Here is a 14644-nt window from a genome sequence, read left to right as displayed (position 1 = left end):
GGACCTCAAAAGCTTATCCTTCTAAATCAATCGATTTTTTATGCCTGTTCTTCATTGCCCGGGAAATCGATGGCAAGATGAGGGACAGGAGCGCCGCCATCATCAGCCCGATCGTGACAGGGCTTTCGAAAAATACGGTCAGACTGCCGGAGGACAGCGTCATGGCCTGTCTGAACGATTCTTCCATCAGGCCGCCTAAAATAAATGCCAAAATAAACGGCGCGGCCGGAAAAGACAAAACCCTCATAAAATACCCGAGAATGCCGAAGAAAACCAAAATATAGAGGTGAACAATATTAAAGGTCACGGCATAGACTCCGATCAGACAGAAAACAAAAATGAGCGAAATCAAAAGCTGCTTAGGAATCAGCAAAATCTTTGACAGAAAAGGAATAAGCGGCAAATTTAAAATCAGCAGAAACAAATTGCCGATATACATGCTGGCGATGACGCCCCAAAAAACATCGGGATGATCCGTCAGCATAAGCGGACCAGGCTGAACACCGACAACCAGGAGTGCGCCAAGCAAAACGGCGGTTGTCCCTGATCCGGGAATTCCAAGTGTCAGCAGGGGTACAAAGGCGCCGCTCGTTGCCGCGTTATTCGACGTTTCAGGCGCTGCAATGCCTTTAATATTCCCCTTGCCAAACGACTCGGGATTTTTTGAGATTCTCTTTTCTGTAATATAAGAAATAAAAGACGCAATCGTTGCTCCAGCCCCCGGCAGTATTCCGAGCAGGAATCCGATCACCGAATGCCTTGCGATCGGTCCGGAAATCTCTTTCATTTCGCTTTTTGTCACCTTCAGGCTGCCGACTTGGGATGTTCCCTCTGTCATCGGTTTGTTTCGCGTTTTAATTAAAAATGCAACTTCAGCTAATGCAAACAGTCCAAGAGCCACGATCAGAAAGTCGATTCCTTCTAGAAGGCTTGCAGCACCAAATGTAAACCGCTCTGTTCCCGTCTGCGGATCAATTCCGATGGTGGCGGTCATAAAGCCTAATGTAGCCGAGATCAATGCCTTAACCGTCGACCCTTCTGAAAGGCTGGCAATCGCCACCAAGCCCAGCAGCATCAAGGCAAAATACTCAGTGGGTCCAAATGTAACGGCCACGTTTGCCATTGTCGGAGCCACGAGCATCAGTGCGACGACGGTGATCGTTCCGCCTGCAAACGAACAGATGGCAGCCACGGCCAGCGCTTTTCCCGCTTTCCCCTGCTTTGCCATTGGATAGCCGTCAAACGACGTGGCAACAGTCCCGGCTATACCAGGGGCATTTAAAAGGATGGAAGAAGTCGATCCGCCAAATACCGCTCCATAATAGACACCGGCCATTAAAATCAAGGCTGAGGCTGGATCCATCCCATAGCTTAACGGAATCATGATAGCAATTGCGGTAATCGGCCCGAGTCCCGGAAGCATGCCGATAACCGTCCCGATCAGTACGCCAATAAAGGCAAACATAATATTTTGCGGGGTCAATGCCACCTGGAATCCGTATAAAATGCTGTCTAACATGCTCATCCCTCCTTATCGTTGATTAAAAAGGCAAAACCCCCTGCGGAAGCATAATGTTCAGCAAATAATGAAATGAAAAATAAATCGTGCTAGTGAAAATCAGCGAAACGACAATAGCTGTTTTCCACTTTCTATATCCCAATATCGCCGGCAGGGCGATAAGCAGTATAATGGTTGACAGCAGAAATCCGGCCATTTCTAAGATCGTAATATAGATGAGCAACGAAACAACGCAAAGGGTCATGACCTTTACATCTTTTTTCTTTAATTGAAACAGCTTTTTCACATTCGTGTCTTTTTGATCTTTTTCAAAAAACAAAAATATCCCGAGAATAAGGAGCAATATACCCAAGCTTTTCGGAAGCACATCCGCGTCAATGACGGCATACGGATAGCTGTCTAAATTGAAGCTGAGCGCCAAATAAATGGCGGCCACAGCTAAAATCACAACGGATACGACCCGGTTTGTGATCCTCATGGTTTACACCAGCCTTTCTCGATTTCCTCCTAAGCCGGCAAGCGTCAGCCAAACGGCTTGACCTTTAGCCTGACATGCCGGCTCCGCGATCTTCACATTCTGGTCTGTTTATTTGGCCTTTTCCCCAAGTCCGATCTCATTCAGCAGACTTTCCATCTCGTTATATTGATCATCAAGATATTTTTTGAATTCTTGATGATCCATATAGTTATCGGTCCAGCCATAGCTGTCCCGAATTGATTTCCAGCTGTCTTTCTCCATCATCTCTTTGATTTTTTCCTCATAAAACTGAACGGCTGATTCGCTCATTCCCGGAGGGCCCATAAAACCTCTCCAAACCGTGAATTCATTATCGATTCCCTGTTCTTTTAAAGTCGGAAAATCTTTGACGGTCTCCCCTTTCATGCGTTCCGGGGCGGTAATGGCCAATACTCTGACCTTGCCGGCCCGCGCCTGTTCGGCGGCTTCACCGACACCGGTCGAGTAGACATCGGCTTTTTTGCCAAGCAGCATACTCATGCCGGCACCGTCTTGCGCCGTTATATACTTAAGCTGTTTTGCGTCAACACCCGCTTTTTGAACAGCGCTTACAAACTGCATGTGATCCATGCTTCCAGGAGAAGATGTGCCCACAATGGAAACGGCCTTCGGATCTTTTTTGAGTGCATCCACAAGATCTTTCATTGTTTGATATGGCGAGTCTTTATGAACGACAAACGCTCCGTAATCGGCAATCACGCTTGCAATCGGTGTAAAGTCCTCATAACCATATTGGGATTGTCCGTTTAAAGGCACGAACAAGATCGGCGGTGACGTGACGAACAGCGTATGATCATCGCCTTTTTTGCGGTGAACGTATGACCAGCCGGTTGCTCCGCCGCCGCCAGGTTTGTTGACGACAGCCATCTTGTCGATCAGTTTTTCTTCACCTAAAATTTTCGATACGGTTCTTGCCGTTGTATCCCATCCCCCGCCGGCACCGGCAGGCGCAACAACCTCAATCGGTTTTGAAGGTTTAAAGCCTTTTTCTTCGGCAGCTTTATTTTTTGAAGCCGTGCTTCCGCCGCATCCTCCCAAAATGAGCACAAACACAAGTAAAATGAAAAAGCCGCAAAGTGTACCCCTTTTTGCCATGCTGTGTTCCCCCTTTTTTGTAATCGCTTTCATTATAGCTTCGTCTGCTTCTCTTGCACAGTTTAACGGCATAATGTTCTTTTTGTTCATAAAGTTCACAAAAAAAACCTTTCCCGACACGCAGGAAAGGTTAAAAGCCGATTTCAAAAGAAACCGGCTTTTATGCAAAGTGTTTTTTTATTGTATGAAGAGCATGATCCGCTGCAACCAGTTTTCCATACTCTTTCAGCATATGAATCGTCATTTTTGATTCTGAGGCATATTCCAGCAAAATACTCAGCTGATTTTCAACCTCTTCATCAGGCAGTTCATTGAAATCCACGAATAAATAATAGCGGTTTTCATGAGAGTACAATGTCGTTTGGCAGCCGCTTATCGTCATTTTTGATAATGAGATTAAATCCTCAAAATCAGCAAATTTTAATACAAATTGCAGCTTCTGCTCTTCCGCTTCTTCCTTTTGAAAATCTTCCAGCAAAGCGTCAAGGCTTTCTTCTGCTGCATCTTGCTTTTTATCTTCAGGAATCGGCAGTTCAAGCTTTTGTCCGTCTTTGGAGAGCTGAGCTCTTGTCACAATGATTTCCAATCCCTTATCAAGGGCCTGCACTTGAATCCAAAGGGGGCCTTCAACGGCAAACTCTTCTTCTTCGTGCACTTCGTCCATCATTTCCCAAAAAAGCTCTTCACTGCGTTCTCGATTGTACCAAATTTCTTCTCTGTCAAACCCTCGGTCTTCTATATCACCGTAGGAAATATAAAATTTAACCGTATGTTCGTTTATTCTTTCGATTTCCATTTGCCAACCTTCCCTTCTTTGTAAGATGTTGAAGGGATAACTAAGCTCCCAATTAATTGTACTTTACTACACTTTACCCATTACGTCCACTTCTTAACCTTATCCCTGATCAATCTTTATTTTCTATTTTATGATAAAAAAGGCGCAAAAGAAATAAAAATGCATGAAAAGACAGGCTAACATAAATTCCGGCCCGCTTCATATATTAGTTGTACAAGCAGCAGCTGAAGATGCGGGCTTCGCCAAAGAGGCAGCCCGCCAGCAAAGTGAGGTGCCAGTTGATGGAACACGAATTACTGATGTCATTCCTTGTCATCATAGGAATCGACCTCATTCTCGGCGGTGACAATGCTGTTGTCATTGCGATGGCGAGCCGCAATTTGCCTCCACAGCAAAGACAAAAAGCAATCATCATCGGCACATGTATTGCCATCTTGATGAGAATCATGCTGACCACAGCAGCAGTATATCTGCTGGCGGTTCCCTACCTGCAATTTACCGGAGGAATTTTTCTTCTGTACTTAGGATATCAGCTCCTGATTGAAAAGAAAGACGCCCAGCATGTCAAAAGCGGGACATCCTTATGGAAAGCGATTCGTATTATTGTGGTTGCCGATTTGTTCATGTCCCTCGATAATGTCATTGCTGTTGCCGGAGCCTCGCACGGACGCCTGATGCTTGTTGTGGCCGGCCTTATGATTTCGGTTCCGGTGATCATTTGGGGCAGCAGGCTGATCCAGACCGCCATGGCCAAATTTCCGCTTCTGATCTATGCAGGAAGCGGGCTGCTCGCTTATACAGGCGGCGAAATGATTGTCAGGGAACAGGAGCTGTCTTCCTTTATGGCAAGGCACAGCATCCTTGAAATGCTCCTTCCAATCCTCACGGTTATTTTTGTTGTTTTAGCCAGTATTTATTATGAACAAATGGGTGAAAAACATTAAAAAAGAAGGCTGAAAAATTCAGCCTTCTTTTTCTTCATCATCAGTTTGCCAAGCGCTGCGCTTCTCTTAATTGGAATGTGCGCACTTTGCGAGGAAGGAATCGGCGGATTTCATCCTCATTGTATCCAACCTGCAAGCGTTTTTCATCGATGATAATCGGGCGACGCAAGAGGCCTGGATGTTCATTGATGAGCTGGTAAAGCTCCTGAAGAGGCATTGTTTCAAGGTTGACGTTCAGCTTTTGGAACACTTTTGAACGAGTTGAAATGATCTCGTCTGTTCCGTCTTCCGTCATCCGTAAAATTTCTTTTATCTCATCAATTGATAAAGGCTCAGAAAAAATGTTTCTTTCCGTAAATGGAATATCGTGCTCTTCCAACCATGCGCGCGCCTTTCTGCAAGACGTACAGCTTGGTGATGTATATAATGTAACCATCATGCTTCACTCCTTAAAAAGTAGAATGAAATAGCGTATTCTTAAATTGAAATAAATCTAAAAAAGTAATCTTTATAGAGTATTATACTATAAAAAAGTAAGTGTGAACAGTCTGCAACAGAAATTTTTTGACAATCCTGCAACTTTTGTTCTTTTCGCCTATTATCATTCTCAGTTAGTTTAGTTCATCGAAAATGTTTTTTTGCTTTTGATCATCAACGATTTCCAGCACATCATCGACATCTTCAAATGATTCTCCATACCATTTTTCATCTTGATATGTATGGATTTTTTCATATGTTTCTTTCATTGCTTCAAACACTTCTTCTTCCGTGTTTGATTTCGGGGACCAGTATAAAATCTCCATTTTGCTGACTTTGCCGGTAGCCAGCGACCGGCGGCGGTAACCGATTGACTCAGCATGTTTAAAGTTTTTCTTTTGATAAAATTTAAGACGTTTTGCTGTATCTGCATCATCTTCATCTACTGGCTCGACCTCAAGGAGTATCGGTTTGTTTTTCTCTTTGAGCTTCTCGATCAGTTTGGAACCGAGTCCCTGACCTCTGGCGTCTTTAGAAACGAAAAGATAGTCGATGAAAATAAAGGAATCAAACTCGGCATACATCAAAATATGATGGCGGCCTTCTTCTTTATGGTAAATATCGTTTTGTTCCTTTAATAGCGCTTCCATGTGCTCTTTTGATTTCATTTCTTCAACCGGAAAATACTCGCTAAGCTTTTCATACCAGTTCATAGATTTGCTCCTTATGAATTTTCTTATGATTCACACCTTAGATATACCCGCTTTCTCATTAGTTTAAACAAGATCTTTCGGAAAAGAACAAGGAGCTTATCAAGCTGAGCATGTTACCTATATATACTAAGACGAACGTCATCGCCGAAGGTTTCAATTTTTTTCACAAAAAAACGAAGCGGATGCTTCGCTTTCACCAAAAAAGGCAGCGGTCAGGCTGCCTTTCAAATGTTTATTTAGATTTGAAATGCTTGAAACTCTTCTTCAGAACACATGACAAAATGTCCAGGCTTCACTTCGCGAAGCTCCATCTGTTCGCCGTCTTTCAGCTTATGGACCGACGGATCATACGTTTTCCGCACACGAGTGCGTTCGTAATCCGGATCCGGAAGCGGAATGGCCGAAAGCAGTGATTGTGTATACGGATGAAGCGGATTTTCATATAATTCATCGGCCGGCGCCAATTCAACGAGCTTTCCGAAATACATGACACCGATCCGGTCGCTGATGTATTTCACCATGGACAGATCATGGGCGATGAACAGGTATGTCAGTCCCCGTTCCTTTTGCAGATCCTTCATTAAATTGACGACCTGCGCCTGAATGGACACGTCAAGCGCCGAAATCGGCTCATCGGCAATGATGAATTCCGGTTCGACCGCAAGCGCTCTTGCGATTCCGATCCGCTGGCGCTGTCCTCCGGAAAACTCGTGAGGATAGCGGTTTGCGTGTTCTTTGTTTAGACCGACAAGATTCAGCAGCTCGTTCACCCGTTCAACCCGTTCTTTTTTCGTTTTTGCCAAACCGTGAATGTCGATTCCTTCGGCGATGATGTCGGCAACCGTCATCCGCGGATTTAATGAGGCATACGGGTCCTGAAAGATCATCTGCATCTTCCGGTTGAATTCGAGAAGATCTTTGGCAGACTTTTTGTCGTGCACATTCTTTCCTTTAAATAAGACCTCACCGGATGTCGCTTGATATAAACGAATGATTGACCGGCCTGTCGTCGATTTTCCGCAGCCCGATTCGCCGACAAGGCCAAGCGTTTCTCCTTTGTAGATGTCAAAAGAGATGCCATCTACAGCTTTAACAGTTCCTTTCGGCGTTGAAAAGTGCTGTTTTAAGTTCTTAATTTCGAGAAGTTTTTCTGCCATGTCATTCACCTTCTTTCACTTGAACCGGTTTTTCATATTGATCTTTAAACTCCCGCATTTTGCTTTTGACAGCAGCCGGCGGCTCGACCTTCGGTGCATCTGGATGCAAAAGCCATGATTTCACATAGTGAGTGTCGGATATTTTAAACATCGGCGGCTCTTGTTCAAAATCGATTTTCATTGCATAAGGGCTCCTTAATGCAAATGCATCTCCCTTTGGCGGATTGGTCAAATCAGGCGGTGATCCCGGGATTGCCATCAATTCTTCATCACCGTCATTATCAAGGCTCGGCATTGAAGCGAGGAGCCCCCAAGTGTATGGATGCTTCGGATTATAGAAAATTTCGTCAACCGCTCCAATTTCAACAATCTGTCCGGCGTACATCACGGCGACTCTGTCCGCCACATTGGCGACGACGCCGAGATCGTGCGTGATAAAAATAATCGATGTTTCAATCTTTTTCTGCAAATCTTTCATCAGTTCCAAAATCTGCGCCTGGATCGTCACATCAAGAGCCGTTGTCGGTTCATCGGCGATCAAGAGCTTTGGATTGGCGGCAAGCGCCATCGCGATGACCACCCGCTGTCTCATTCCTCCGCTGAATTCATGAGGATATTGATTGACGCGCCGTTCAGGCATCGGAATCCCTACCAGGCTTAGCAGCTCAACCGCCCGCTTATGGGCGTCTTCTTTTGAAATTTTCTCATGCTTAAACAACACTTCTGTGATTTGGCGGCCGACTTTCATTGTCGGGTTCAAAGAAGTCATCGGATCTTGAAATATCATGCCGATATCTTTGCCGCGAATCGACTGCATTTCTTTTTCCGTTTTCGGCACCAAGTCTTGTCCGTCAAATAAAATTTGTCCGTTCTTAAAGTAGCCCGGCGGCATTGGAATCAGTTTCATAATCGCCTGTGAAGTGACGCTTTTGCCTGATCCGGATTCGCCGACGATCGCAAGCGTTTCCCCTTTGTCAACGTGAAAATTGACGCCGCGGATAGCCTGAACTTCTCCGGCGTAAGTTTTAAAAGAAATGGCTAAATCTTTCACTTCCAGTAAGTGTTTCATCTTTCTCACTCCTTTATTTACGAAGCTTCGGATCTAAAGCATCGCGCAATCCGTCGCCGATAACGTTAAATGCAAACATGGTCAGGCAGATAAATGTAGCCGGGAAGAACAAGCGCCAAGGGTAATATTCCATGCCCTGCACACCGTCGGTTGCCATCGTTCCCCAGCTTGCCAGCGGCTGCGGCACGCCAAGACCTAGATAGCTTAAAAATGCTTCATAGAAAATCGCCGTAGGGACGGTTAATGTCATCGTCACCAAAATCGGGCTCATAATGTTTGGAAGCAGGTGTTTTCTGATAATGCGTGAGTTTTTCGCCCCTAATGTTCTCGATGCAAGGACGAATTCCTGATTTTTAAGCTGCAGCACTTGTCCGCGCACAATTCTCGCCATATTGATCCAGCCTGTAATGACCATCGCAACGATCATCGTGATCAAACCTTTGCCCATGACAACGAGGAGCAGAATCGTCATTAATAGTGAAGGAATCGCCCATAAAACATCTGCAACTCTCATCATGATTTCATCTGTGCGTCCGCCTTTGATACCGGAAATCGCTCCCCATATCACACCGATCAAAACGTCGATCAGCGCCGCGGCGAGGCCGATAGTCAGCGAGATACGAGCGCCGACCCATGTCCGGACAAACACGTCTCTTCCAAGGTCGTCTGTACCAAACCAGTGCTCAGCACTTGGCGGCTGATTCGTATTCGTTAAATCGGTCTCTTCGTATTGAAAGCTTGAAAACATAGGCGCAAAGATAGCCATTAGAGCAATCAGGATCAGAAGCACCAGGCCGAACAGCGCCAGCTTGTTTTCTTTAAATCTTAAGAATACATCCGTCCAAAAAGAAAGGTTTTTCTTAGAGATCTTTTCGGCTTCGCTATGGTCAACAGCTGCAGGTTCAAACATGTCTTTAGGTATTTGCTGCATCCTTTTACTCCCCTTTCTTAGCGCCAAACAGTTTAATGCGCGGATCAATTAAGCCGTACAAAAGATCAACAATCAAGACGCAAAGTAATAAGATCGCCCCGAAAAACACGGTAACACCCATGATAACCGTATAGTCGCGGTTCGTAATGCTCGTGACAAAGTGCATGCCGAGTCCAGGTATGCCGAAGATTTTCTCAACGACAAACGTTCCTGTTAAAATAGATGCCGCCATCGGCCCCATATATGTAACAACGGGCATGATTGCATTTCGTATCGCATGCTTAAACGTAACAGCTGACGTGCTTAAACCTTTCGCACGCGCCGTGCGGATGTAGTCGCTGCTTAACACTTCAAGCATGCTTGAACGGGTCAGACGGGCGATAAACGCCATCGGCATTGAGGCAACGGCGATTGCCGGCAGCACGGTATGTCCCCAAGACTCCCATTGTGCGACAGGGAACAAGCCAAGCTTCATCGCGAGCACATACTGCAGAAGCGCGGCCATGATGAAGTTCGGCACAGAAATGCCGACAACAGCGATCATCATCGCAGAATAATCCTGCCAGCTGTTCCTCTTCAAGGCTGCAATGACGCCGAATAACACGCCAAATGCCAGGGCGAGACAAATCGCTTCCAATCCAAGTGTAAAAGAAATCGGAAAACCGGAGCCGATTAAGTCATTCACAGTTTGTCCCTTATATTTAAATGAAGGCCCAAAATCCCACTTCATAACCGATACCAAGTAATCGAGATATTGTTTAAATAGGGGCTGGTCTAAACCATAGTAAGAATTGAGGCTGGCTTCAATTGCAGGAGGAAGTTTCTTCTCGCCTGAAAAGGGTCCGCCAGGAATTGCTCTCATCAGGAAGAAGGTAGCTGTGACAATAACCCAGAGAGAAATCAGCATATATACAAGACGACGGCCTAAAAATTTAATCAATCTTACACACCTCCGAATATTCAGTCTATTAACTTCTTATCATAAATAAAAGTATATGGGGGGAAACTCAAAAGCCCCATATACTTTTTCTGCAGTTTTATTCAAAATACGCAGTTTTAAAATAGATCTCTCCAGTACCTGTCAGAACAACGCCTTTTAAGCTTTCATCCTGAAGATAAGGCATTGTGTAGAAGTAAATCGGAGCGATTGGCAGTTCATCCATGATGATGCCTTCGGCTTCTTTCATCAGCTCGACGCGTTTATCGGCATCCGCTTCTGTAGCAGCTTTTGAAAGCAATTCTTTATATTTTGCATTCTCCCAGTTTGTATCGTTGTTTCCGCCTTCTTTGTCACGGTATGTTTCAAGGAAGTTCATCGCGTCGTTAAAATCGGCAATCCAGCCCAAGCGGCCGATTTGATAGTTTCCGGTATGGAGCTTATCAATGTATACGTTCCATTCTTCATTGCCTAATTCAACATCAACGCCTAGATCTCTGCTCCACATTTCCTGGACGGCCTGGGCGATTTTTTGGTGGCCTTCATCGGTATTGTAAGAAAGCGTGATTTTCGGAAGATCTGACGCTTTTTTCAAACCGAGTTCTTTCAAGCCTTTTTGCAAATATTCTTTCGCTTTCTCAACATCATGATCTTTGAAATATCCTTCGTTGGACTCAAACCCATGGACTGCCGGCGGCACTAATCCCATCGCAGGAATCTGTTCCGCTTGCGTGATGTTTTTGACGATCGCTTCGCGGTTGATCGCGTATGTCAAAGCTTTGCGAATGTTGACGTTGTTCAGCGGAGCCGCTTCTGTATTGAATTTGTAGAGATAAACGGCTGCGAACGGATCAACATTCAACCCTTCTTTTTTCAAGGTTGGGATTGCATCCGTCGGAATCTCGTCAAGAGGAAGTCCTACATAATCAAGCTCACCTTTTTTATACATATTGAGGCCGGTGTTGGCGTCGTTGACCATCGCCATATTGATTTTCTTCAGTTTGACAGCATCTTTATCCCAGTACTGGTCGTTTTTCTCCAGCACGATGCTTCCGTTGTGCTTCCATTTCGTCATTTTGAAAGGTCCGTTGGATACGTAGTTCTCATCAGCTTTTGTATACCATTTCGGATTTTTCTCAGCGACCTTTTTATTCACAGGTAAATAGGTGTAGAATGCCGTAAGTTCAGTAAAATACGGTGTCGGTTTTTCAAGCTCGACTTTCAAAGTCTTGTCATTCACCGCTTTAACGCCGACGTCTTCAAGTTTTCCTTTGCCTGTGTTCGCCGCTTCACCGCCTTTTAAGTAGTAAAGCTGGTAGGCATATTGTGATTCATTTTTCGGATCAAGCGCCCATTTCCAGGCGTATTCAAAATCCTCTGCTGTTACAGGATCTCCGTTTGACCATTTCACACCATCGCGAATTGTAAATGTGTATGTCTTCTGGTCGTCGCTGACTTCGATTTTTGAGGCTGTCGCTTCAACCGGCTTTCCGTCTTTGCCGATTGTCGTCAACCCTTCGAAAGTCTGGCGAAGCACGTTTGAGGAAACTGAATCGTTTGCAAGTCCTGGATGGAGTGAAAACGGCTCAGTTTTAATATTGACGTTCACTGTGTCTTTCCCTTTACTGTCTTTTTTACCGCCGTCACCAGAGCTTGAGCCAAAACCGCAGGCGCTGAGGACGAGAGTAAAAATGAGCAGTAAACTGATTAATGACCAACGCTTCTTCAAAGAGAAACCCCCCTGTTTCATATTTTTTTAGTCCCTTACTCCTGAATATTCAGATTTATCATAAAAAAGTAATAGGCCTACTTGCCACACTTTTTTCTCTGTTTCGTCTTTTCTGAATATTTATTATGTAAAGAACCTGTAACACCAAGGTGAACAAATTCATTATAATTAATAGAATAATTTATTGCAATATTAATTTTCAATTATTTTTTTATTCAAACTATTTAGGTTTGTCAGGTTTTCTGCCAAATAAACGAATATCCTTCTCTCTTTTAAAGCATGACTACGTTAAAATGAAAGTTGATGTCCAACTGTGCAAAACGTTTTACACATATAACAATAGTCATTCTTTATAAAGAACATTCCGCTGTCCAGCAAACTTTGGTCAACCTGATCTGAGCTTTCTTTTTTGGAGACTCGTGACATTCATTTTAAATTTATATATAATAAAATTATGAATAAAATGCTTTGAAAAAGAAGAGTACACATTTCTCCCCATTTAAAGAGAGTCCGCGGTGCTGGGAGCGGATAATGGCGAATGTGGAATGGGCTTTGGAGCAGCTGACCGAACTCGTATAAGTAGGCTCAGCCGGAGAAGACTTCGTTAAAAACGTCTAGAGTGATTTCATTTTGACCATAATGAAATAATCAGGGTGGCACCACGGTTCATTCGTCCCTTTTCTTTAAGGGAAGAGTGGGCCTTTTTATTTTGATATGAAAAGAGGGATTCTAAATGAAGAAAACAATATTTTCCGGCATTCAGCCGAGCGGCTCTGTTACGCTTGGCAACTATATCGGAGCCATGAAACAATTTGTTGAATTACAGAATGACTACAACTGCTATTTCTGCATCGTTGACCAGCATGCGATCACCGTCCCGCAGGACCGCCTTGCGCTGAGAAAAAACATCCGAAACCTGGCCGCGCTTTATTTGGCCATCGGCCTTGATCCGGAAAAAGCGACGCTCTTTATCCAATCTGAAGTGCCCGCGCACGCCCAGGCGGGATGGATGCTTCAGTGTGTCGCCTATATCGGCGAACTTGAGCGCATGACGCAGTACAAGGATAAATCCGCCGGGAACGAAGCTGTCGTCTCGGGATTATTGACATATCCTCCTTTAATGGCGGCAGATATCCTGCTTTATGGAACAGATGTCGTCCCTGTCGGGGAAGATCAGAAGCAGCATCTTGAATTGACCAGAAATTTGGCTGAGCGCTTCAACAAAAAATACAATGACATCTTCACCGTGCCCGAAGTAAAAATTCCCAAGGTCGGCGCCCGCATTATGTCGCTTGCTGATCCGCTCAAAAAAATGAGCAAATCGGATCCGAACCAAAAAGCGTTCATCACCTTGCTTGACGAACCAAAACAGCTCGAGAAAAAAATCAAAAGCGCCGTCACAGATTCTGACGGAATCGTTAAGTATGATAAAGAAAACAAGCCGGGCGTATCCAACCTCCTGACCATCTATTCGATTCTCGGACAAGTCTCAATCGATGAGCTTGAGGAGAAATACGAAGGCAAAGGCTACGGCGAATTTAAAAGCGATCTTGCCGAAGTCGTCATTGGCGCGCTGAAGCCGATTCAAGACCGGTATCACGAATTAATCGAATCAGATGAGCTGGACCGGATTTTGGACGAAGGCGCCGAACGGGCAAACCAGACAGCCGGCAAGATGCTGAAAAAAATGGAGAATGCGATGGGCCTCGGCCGGAAAAAAAGACGATAAACAAAAACACCTTCTCGATGGTCTGTTGACAATCAGAAGGTGTTTTTCATAAAGAACAAGTATTCACCGAATCTGCCGCACTTGCAAGACGCGATATTCCTATAATGAACGCTTTGAAAAATATAGCTCTGGTCCTGAATTAGCCGTTTGGTCATATGAATATCTCTGTTTTTTTCTTTTTTAATATAGAGTTTTGGATTTTTCAGGAAGCCGATAAAAAAAGGCCGTCGACTAGATCGACAGCCTTCATGCTGAATTTAGTTTACTTTTGACTCATTTTCGATTTCCCAAAGCTTCTCAAAAAACGGCTGTCCTTTAATTAAATTTTCGCAAAAGTCCCGGTGTTTGTCCGACCAGCCGTCAATTGTTTCATTGAAAAGCATGTCCCAGATTTCCTCAAATGTCATCCGTTTAATCTGCTCATACATATATGGGTTCCATTCCGTGTACCAATAAGTGATCTCTGCGCGATTTTTGAGCCCTTTCAGCTGATCAAGCGCCATGAACAGCAGCTGTTTCAGCTGACGTTCTTTTCTTGTTAATCCTCTGACATGCTCCGGTGATAATGACAAAATGTGGTATTCTTTGGAAGACTGCAGCTTTTCTGGTGAAAATTCATATTCTTCTGCCTCAACGTCCTTTACCATTTCATAAACAAGCTGTTCCTGTCTTGGAATGAGGCGGCTTTTTCTGACAGGGATCGAGTATCCGGCCGTATCGACCGCAAGAATTCCGATCCCGTCCGTTACGACAAAGCAATGATCAAGCTGTGTACGTTCATGATTTTTTCGAATATACGCTTTTTGATGAACATCCTTTAATAATTCGGACGGAAGCTCTGATAAATCATTTTCTATGTAGTGAAATAAAACGGACGGAACCCTTAGTAAAGGCACCTGATCGAGCAGTTCAACACTGTCTTCCTTCCGCCATTCATGAAAGTGGCAGACATTATAGCCATTTTCTTCTCCCTCAAACCAATTCACCCACACATCATGAAGAAATAACATTTCTAACCCCTCACTTTTATA

At 44.4% G+C, this 14644-nt stretch carries 14 protein-coding genes, 1 pseudogene and 1 other annotated feature; of the genes and pseudogenes, 2 read left to right on the top strand and 13 right to left on the bottom strand.

Annotated elements, in window-relative coordinates:
* Positions 1-13 precede the first annotated feature (13 nt).
* From RBH91_RS06730 to RBH91_RS06710, 5 genes and pseudogenes are all read right to left on the bottom strand, one after another.
* A complete protein-coding gene (locus RBH91_RS06730; protein WP_307893905.1) occupies positions 14-1519 on the bottom strand; it encodes a tripartite tricarboxylate transporter permease in 1506 nt (501 codons plus the stop codon).
* A gap of 22 nt (positions 1520-1541) precedes the next feature.
* Positions 1542-1997 carry a tripartite tricarboxylate transporter TctB family protein gene (locus tag RBH91_RS06725; protein WP_307893904.1) on the bottom strand — a complete coding sequence of 152 codons (456 nt, stop codon included), beginning with the start codon at positions 1995-1997 and terminating at the stop codon, positions 1542-1544.
* 108 nt (positions 1998-2105) lie between these two features.
* A complete protein-coding gene (locus RBH91_RS06720) occupies positions 2106-3131 on the bottom strand; it encodes a tripartite tricarboxylate transporter substrate binding protein (protein WP_307893903.1) in 1026 nt (341 codons plus the stop codon).
* Between the two features lie 160 nt (positions 3132-3291).
* On the bottom strand, positions 3292-3927 hold the full coding sequence (gene mecA, locus RBH91_RS06715; RefSeq protein ID WP_076760283.1) for an adaptor protein MecA: 636 nt from the start codon (positions 3925-3927) through the stop codon (positions 3292-3294).
* A pseudogene (locus RBH91_RS06710) lies at positions 3909-4037 on the bottom strand (hypothetical protein). Before RBH91_RS06710 ends, mecA begins: the two are co-directional and overlap by 19 nt.
* A 171-nt stretch (positions 4038-4208) precedes the next feature.
* Here RBH91_RS06710 and RBH91_RS06705 point away from each other — a divergent pair.
* Positions 4209-4871 carry a TerC family protein gene (locus RBH91_RS06705; RefSeq protein ID WP_307893902.1) on the top strand — a complete coding sequence of 221 codons (663 nt, stop codon included), beginning with the start codon at positions 4209-4211 and terminating at the stop codon, positions 4869-4871.
* 40 nt (positions 4872-4911) lie between these two features.
* Here RBH91_RS06705 and spxA read toward each other — a convergent pair whose 3' ends face one another.
* The 7 genes from spxA to RBH91_RS06670 all read right to left on the bottom strand — a co-directional run bounded on the left by spxA (position 4912) and on the right by RBH91_RS06670 (position 11884).
* A complete protein-coding gene (gene spxA / locus RBH91_RS06700; protein WP_009328833.1) occupies positions 4912-5307 on the bottom strand; it encodes a transcriptional regulator SpxA in 396 nt (131 codons plus the stop codon).
* Between the two features lie 175 nt (positions 5308-5482).
* On the bottom strand, positions 5483-6061 hold the full coding sequence (locus tag RBH91_RS06695; RefSeq protein WP_076760285.1) for a GNAT family N-acetyltransferase: 579 nt from the start codon (positions 6059-6061) through the stop codon (positions 5483-5485).
* A gap of 236 nt (positions 6062-6297) precedes the next feature.
* Positions 6298-7218, bottom strand: a complete 921-nt coding sequence (locus RBH91_RS06690; protein WP_307893901.1) for an ABC transporter ATP-binding protein — start codon at positions 7216-7218, stop codon at positions 6298-6300.
* A 1-nt stretch (position 7219) separates the two neighbouring features.
* The gene (locus RBH91_RS06685; RefSeq protein ID WP_076760287.1) at positions 7220-8287 is read right to left on the bottom strand and encodes an ABC transporter ATP-binding protein; all 1068 of its coding nucleotides are present in this window, start codon (positions 8285-8287) and stop codon (positions 7220-7222) included.
* Between the two features lie 13 nt (positions 8288-8300).
* Positions 8301-9218 carry an ABC transporter permease gene (locus tag RBH91_RS06680; protein WP_307893900.1) on the bottom strand — a complete coding sequence of 306 codons (918 nt, stop codon included), beginning with the start codon at positions 9216-9218 and terminating at the stop codon, positions 8301-8303.
* A 4-nt stretch (positions 9219-9222) separates the two neighbouring features.
* Positions 9223-10158: an ABC transporter permease gene (locus tag RBH91_RS06675; protein ID WP_076760289.1), complete on the bottom strand. Its 936-nt coding sequence runs from the start codon at positions 10156-10158 to the stop codon at positions 9223-9225.
* A gap of 97 nt (positions 10159-10255) precedes the next feature.
* Positions 10256-11884, bottom strand: coding sequence for a peptide ABC transporter substrate-binding protein (locus RBH91_RS06670; protein WP_307893899.1), 1629 nt, complete (start codon positions 11882-11884; stop codon positions 10256-10258).
* Positions 11885-12343: 459 nt separating this feature from the next.
* Positions 12344-12565: a binding site (T-box leader), on the top strand.
* A 52-nt stretch (positions 12566-12617) separates the two neighbouring features.
* Here RBH91_RS06670 and trpS point away from each other — a divergent pair.
* Positions 12618-13613 carry a tryptophan--tRNA ligase gene (gene trpS / locus RBH91_RS06665; protein ID WP_307893898.1) on the top strand — a complete coding sequence of 332 codons (996 nt, stop codon included), beginning with the start codon at positions 12618-12620 and terminating at the stop codon, positions 13611-13613.
* Between the two features lie 257 nt (positions 13614-13870).
* Here trpS and RBH91_RS06660 read toward each other — a convergent pair whose 3' ends face one another.
* Positions 13871-14623, bottom strand: coding sequence for a YjbA family protein (locus tag RBH91_RS06660; protein WP_076760292.1), 753 nt, complete (start codon positions 14621-14623; stop codon positions 13871-13873).
* Between the last annotated feature and the right edge of the window lie 21 nt (positions 14624-14644).

Source organism: Bacillus swezeyi (assembly GCF_030908325.1).
Lineage (GTDB): Bacteria > Bacillota > Bacilli > Bacillales > Bacillaceae > Bacillus > Bacillus swezeyi.
The sequence above is the reverse complement of the archived record's forward strand: the minus strand, read 5'-3'. Positions and strand labels throughout refer to the sequence as shown.

What these genes read in the sequence shown, in the direction of transcription:
- mecA (WP_076760283.1), bottom strand. Translation starts at nt 3,927, where the DNA reads ATGGAAATCGAAAGAATAAACGAACATACGGTTAAATTTTATATTTCC.
- RBH91_RS06730 (WP_307893905.1), bottom strand. Translation starts at nt 1,519, where the DNA reads ATGTTAGACAGCATTTTATACGGATTCCAGGTGGCATTGACCCCGCAA.
- RBH91_RS06685 (WP_076760287.1), bottom strand. Translation starts at nt 8,287, where the DNA reads ATGAAACACTTACTGGAAGTGAAAGATTTAGCCATTTCTTTTAAAACT.
- RBH91_RS06725 (WP_307893904.1), bottom strand. Translation starts at nt 1,997, where the DNA reads ATGAGGATCACAAACCGGGTCGTATCCGTTGTGATTTTAGCTGTGGCC.
- trpS (WP_307893898.1), top strand. Translation starts at nt 12,618, where the DNA reads ATGAAGAAAACAATATTTTCCGGCATTCAGCCGAGCGGCTCTGTTACG.
- spxA (WP_009328833.1), bottom strand. Translation starts at nt 5,307, where the DNA reads ATGGTTACATTATATACATCACCAAGCTGTACGTCTTGCAGAAAGGCG.
- RBH91_RS06680 (WP_307893900.1), bottom strand. Translation starts at nt 9,218, where the DNA reads ATGCAGCAAATACCTAAAGACATGTTTGAACCTGCAGCTGTTGACCAT.
- RBH91_RS06660 (WP_076760292.1), bottom strand. Translation starts at nt 14,623, where the DNA reads ATGTTATTTCTTCATGATGTGTGGGTGAATTGGTTTGAGGGAGAAGAA.
- RBH91_RS06695 (WP_076760285.1), bottom strand. Translation starts at nt 6,061, where the DNA reads ATGAACTGGTATGAAAAGCTTAGCGAGTATTTTCCGGTTGAAGAAATG.
- RBH91_RS06720 (WP_307893903.1), bottom strand. Translation starts at nt 3,131, where the DNA reads ATGGCAAAAAGGGGTACACTTTGCGGCTTTTTCATTTTACTTGTGTTT.
- RBH91_RS06705 (WP_307893902.1), top strand. Translation starts at nt 4,209, where the DNA reads ATGGAACACGAATTACTGATGTCATTCCTTGTCATCATAGGAATCGAC.
- RBH91_RS06690 (WP_307893901.1), bottom strand. Translation starts at nt 7,218, where the DNA reads ATGGCAGAAAAACTTCTCGAAATTAAGAACTTAAAACAGCACTTTTCA.